At 70.0% G+C, this 4,379-nt stretch carries 4 protein-coding genes, 1 tRNA gene and 2 pseudogenes; 4 read left to right on the plus strand and 3 right to left on the minus strand.

Features of this window, described 5'->3' with window-relative positions; all coding sequences use genetic code 11:
* Positions 1 to 576, plus strand: a pseudogene (locus tag EPD83_RS19785) (hypothetical protein); the annotation flags it as partial.
* 46 nt (positions 577 to 622) lie between these two features.
* On the opposite strand, the gene EPD83_RS19790 reads toward EPD83_RS19785, so the two are convergent.
* Positions 623 to 1,111: a MarR family winged helix-turn-helix transcriptional regulator gene (locus EPD83_RS19790; protein ID WP_205859638.1), complete on the minus strand. Its 489-nt coding sequence runs from the start codon at positions 1,109 to 1,111 to the stop codon at positions 623 to 625.
* A 58-nt stretch (positions 1,112 to 1,169) separates the two neighbouring features.
* Here EPD83_RS19790 and EPD83_RS19795 point away from each other — a divergent pair, with 58 nt between their 5' ends.
* From EPD83_RS19795 to EPD83_RS20825, 3 genes and pseudogenes are all read left to right on the plus strand, one after another.
* On the plus strand, positions 1,170 to 2,030 hold the full coding sequence (locus EPD83_RS19795; protein WP_128366858.1) for an ATP-grasp domain-containing protein: 861 nt from the start codon (positions 1,170 to 1,172) through the stop codon (positions 2,028 to 2,030).
* Between the two features lie 104 nt (positions 2,031 to 2,134).
* Positions 2,135 to 2,575, plus strand: a pseudogene (locus EPD83_RS21115) (MFS transporter); the annotation flags it as partial.
* Positions 2,484 to 3,290, plus strand: coding sequence for an MFS transporter (locus EPD83_RS20825; RefSeq protein WP_407676042.1), 807 nt, complete (start codon positions 2,484 to 2,486; stop codon positions 3,288 to 3,290). The pseudogene EPD83_RS21115 and the gene EPD83_RS20825, both read left to right, overlap by 92 nt.
* A gap of 107 nt (positions 3,291 to 3,397) precedes the next feature.
* Here the strand turns inward: EPD83_RS20825 and EPD83_RS19810 are convergent, their stop codons facing one another.
* Positions 3,398 to 4,003 carry a hypothetical protein gene (locus tag EPD83_RS19810; protein ID WP_165567048.1) on the minus strand — a complete coding sequence of 202 codons (606 nt, stop codon included), beginning with the start codon at positions 4,001 to 4,003 and terminating at the stop codon, positions 3,398 to 3,400.
* Between the two features lie 252 nt (positions 4,004 to 4,255).
* Positions 4,256 to 4,328 (minus strand) — tRNA-Thr (locus tag EPD83_RS19815).
* Positions 4,329 to 4,379: the final 51 nt, after the last annotated feature.

Below are 4,379 nucleotides of genomic sequence, written 5' to 3' on the forward strand. Positions count from 1 at the left end.
TCCTATCCCCTCAATGCCGCGAACCCGGACGTCCCGTTCTTCGGCGGCGCGAACGACATGCAGGGGTTCCGCCGCCTTCCCGCCGGTCACACCATCGACTGGGGACACTTCTTCCCGGTCGACGGGTCCACCCCGGCGATGTGCCGCAGGATCGACACCCACCTCACCCCGCCGCTGCACGCCATGCCCGCCAGCATCGTCGGCGCGGCCGTCGTCGGTACGGGTCTGGCCAACCTCGCCCAGCGCAACCTCATGCGGGGCTCCACCCTCGGTCTGCCGTCGGGCCAGACGGTCGCGAAGAAGCTCGGCGTCCGCGTCCTCTCCGCGCAGGAGCTCGGACGGGACGGCGAGGCCCCCCTGTTCTGGTACGTCCTGCGGGAGGCCGAGGTCCGCGAGACCGGCACCCGGCTCGGTGAGACTGGCGGACGCATCGTCACCGAGGTCGTGGCCGGGCTGCTGGCCGGCGACCGCGACTCCTACCTCAACGCCTCACCGGCCTGGACTCCCGGGCCGCCCTTCACGACCACCGGCGACGTGGCCGTCCCCGACCTCATTCGGATCGCCGGCGTGGCCTGAGACCCCAGGGGGTGTTCACCTCCGGTGGGGTTCTCGGGCATGCCTGCTACTCGGGGTCGCGCTGGGAGTGCGGCGCCATGGCGTCGAGGAGTCGACGGACGACGGCGAAGGCCGACTCGAGCTCCTCGGGCGACAACGAGGCCTGTGCGATGACGTCGAGCCGGGCTGCGTCGCTTGACGAGTACAGCAGCGCCTGCAGTCGCGTCCCCGCTCCGGTGATCTCGAGCAGCGGGGACGTCCGGTGCTCGGGGTTGGGCCGCAGGACCAGGAGCCCGTGGAGGACGAGGTCGTCGACGGTGCGCTGGACGGCCTGGCGGGAGAGCCCGAGCCGCCGTGCCACCGACGGGACGGTCCTCGGTCCGACGGACAGCACGCTCAGGACGTGCCACTGGCTGGCCGTGGCCCCGACGGCCCGGGCCTCGGAGTCGCTGATGCGCTGGGTCACGTGCGCCAGCTCGTGGACGTCGGCGATCAGGCTGCGGTAGGCGCGCAGCAGCCGCTCGTCGGTGGTGTGGGGGGACCGTCCGGAGGGCACGGCCCAGCCTGACATACAGCATATCGACAACAAGTTGTCATCTTGCCATGCTCGCGTGATGCCTCCTCCGCTCGCCGTCGCCACGTGCGCCGCCGCCCCCGACCTCGACGACGACGCCGACGTCCTTCGCGGCGGCCTCCGGGACCTGGGCGTGCGACACGTCGTCCACGCGTGGGACGACCCGTCCGTGGACTGGGCCGAGTTCGACCGGGTGCTGGTGCGCAGCACGTGGGACTACCCGCGCCGTCGTGACCAGTTCCTCGCCTGGGCCGAGTCGTGTCCGCGCACGGTCAACCCCGCCGACGTCCTGCGCTGGAACACCGACAAGCGGTACCTGCTGGACCTCGAGCGCGCGGGGGTTCCCGTGGTGCCGACGAGGCTCCTGCCCGTCGGGGACACCGGACGGCCCGCGTGGACGGACGTCGTCGTCAAGCCCGCGGTCAGTGGCGCCGCCGCGGACACCGGACGGTTCCCCTCGGCCGTCGACCGGGACGCGCAGCTGCACATCGAGTCGCTCCACCGGGCAGGTCGTGACGTGCTCGTGCAGCCGTACACCCACGGCATCGACACGCACGGAGAGACGAGCCTGGTCTACCTCGGGGACCGGCTCTCGCATGCGGTCTCGCGACGGCCGCTCCTGGACCGTGTCGGCGTGCGGACCCCGGTGGGGGTGGCGGACGTGCTCCCGACGACCCGTGCGGTCACGCCGAGCCGGCAGCAGGTGGCGCTGGCCGAGCGCGCCCTGGCCGCCGTCCCGGGCGGGCGCGGGCGTCTGTCCTACGCCCGGGTCGACCTGGTCCCCACGGCGGACGGCCCGGCCGTCCTCGAGCTCGAGCTCACCGACTGCTTCCTCTTCCTCGGCTTCGCCGCTCCTGCCGCGGTCCGATCCATGCCGGCCCCGTTCGCGTCGGGGTCGTGACCTCGTCCACGAGGGGCTGACGGGGCGTGCAAGCCGTGGAGGACAAGCGCCCGTCGGAGGGGCCGCTACGTCCGGGCGTGCGCCGGCCTGCGGTCCTGGCGGTGATGACCGCGGCCCTGGGGATCTCGCTGGGCTACGGGATGATGCTGCTCCTCCCGCTCCTCGTCCAGGAGCTGGGCGGGAGCGAGGCCGACTTCGGAACGGTGCTGTCGGCGGCGGTCCTCCCCGCGGCCCTGACGCTGACCCTCCTCGCCCGGCACCCCGACGCGGTCCGCGCCGAGTGGGTGCTCGCCGCGAGCGTGGCCGTCTTCGGTGCGGCCGCCGCGAGCTCGGCCGCGGTCGGCGGGAGCTGGCACCCGCTGGTCGTCGTGGGTCTGGCGCTCGGGACGACCTGGGCCGCGGTGTACACGGTGATGCCGATGGTCGTCGACGGGATGGTCACCGAGTCCGGACGTGTCACCTATTTCGGGTACCTCACGGGGGTGCAGCAGCTGGGCATCGGTCTCGGACCGGTGCTCGGACGGTGGATCTTCCAGACCTCGCTCGGCCTGCGCGGGACCCTTCGTCGTCGCGGGCCTGGTCTGCGTCGTCGCCCTCGTGGCCACGGTCGTGACGGCGCTGTCGACACCGGACCGCCGCGACGTCCGACGGGCAGGACCGCGGGAGGGTCTCGCCCGGACCGCCGGGTCAGTGGCGCGCTCGGACGTCGGACCGTGGCTGCTCGTCATCGGGCTCTTCGCCTGCCTCTTCACGACGATGACCCAGTTCCAGACGACCTTCGCCGACGCCCGAGGGCTGGACTACTCGGTGTTCTACGTGGCGTACACCGTCGCCGTGATCGCTGCGCGCTTCGTCGTCGCCCCCTGGACGAGACGGTTCGACCAGGCCCGGGTGGCGAGCATCGCGACCAGCGTCATGGTGATGGCCGTGGCAGCGTTCCTCGTCGTCGGCGCGAACGCGGTGGCCTACGCGGCGGCGTCCGCGCTTCTCGGCGCCGCCTACGGTCTGGCCCTGCCGACGACGCTGGCCCACGCCGTCACGGTGTCACCGTCGAGCGTGCGGCCCTTCGTCCTACCGGTCGCCGGGCTCGTCTTCCAGACCGCCATCCTGGGGTTCCCGATCGTGGTCGGCGTAATCGTCGTGCACTTCGGGTACTGGCTGCTCTTCGCCGTCCTCATCGCCTTCGCCGTGGTCCAGGCGGCCGTCGCCTGGCGCCACGCGGGTCCGACGGATCGCCAGGTCGACCATGGGCCCCGGTAGCGGCGACCGTCCTTCTGCTGACCGGCCCGGAGCGCCCCGCTCACGAATTTCGCTCCGCTCCTCGAGCTGCCGGACGTGGCACCGCTTCGCCATCCACCTTGCATCTGTCAGCGGACCACCTTGAAGGTTGTACTTCCCTTGGTCTTGCTCACTTGGTCAACGACCGTGACGGTGTACTTGCCCGGTTTGGAAATGGCTATGTAGTTCGAGGCGGCGTTTAGTGCGCCATGGTGCCCGTCTGTGCATTGTCCGGATCGGAAGGACGGTATGTCCTCAGGGCCCGAGGTCTGGATCAACATCTGGCATTCCTCACCCTCGATCGTGATACCGTCGGAATCTCGCCCGTCCCACGCAACACTGAGCTCAACGAGCGACTCCCCGCCAAACTCGGACAACTGCCACAGATTCGGGCCGACCCGCTCACCCACCGCAATCGAGCCATCTACGTCAACATCCACAACAATCTTGGCGAGGCCGCCCGTGCCGTCTGACCGGCTGGGTGGGGTGTTGGTTGCAGCGCTCCTGGTTGACCGGCTCGGTTCAGGAGCGGTTGTAGTCGACAAGCCGGTGGGTGAGGGAGAGCCGCCGGCCGGGGATGTGGTCCTGCCACTTTTGAGCACGTCTTCCTTGAGCGTGAAACCCGAAAAGGCGACAAGCCCAAACACTACGGCTGCAGCGACGCCAGCGATCGTCCAAGCCAGAGTCCTATCCATCCTGTCCCCTACTCGATACAAGTAAACTCTTCGAGCAAGATACCCACGCCCCTACCGAAGGTTGGCACCCACTCCGACCGGGATCGCGACGTGGGAAGAGGGCACGATCCAAACGACTCGCTTTCAAGTGATGAGCGATTCACTGGTGCCATCAAGCCATCCGGAACTAGGACCATGCATCGCGTGTGCCACTCGCTTCGTTCACCTCAACGAGTACCGCGGGTGGGCAGGTGACGAGTGCTCAGGAGCGAGAGCTGGCGGGGGGACTCGAACCCCCAACCACCTGTTTACAAGACAGGTGCGCTACCGATTGCGCCACGCCAGCGGGCCGGGCGGGCCCGGCGGCCACACACTCTACGACGGGCCGCGGACGCGC

It is taken from the genome of Phycicoccus flavus (assembly GCF_004025965.2).
Classification (GTDB): Bacteria; Actinomycetota; Actinomycetes; order Actinomycetales; family Dermatophilaceae; genus Phycicoccus; species Phycicoccus flavus.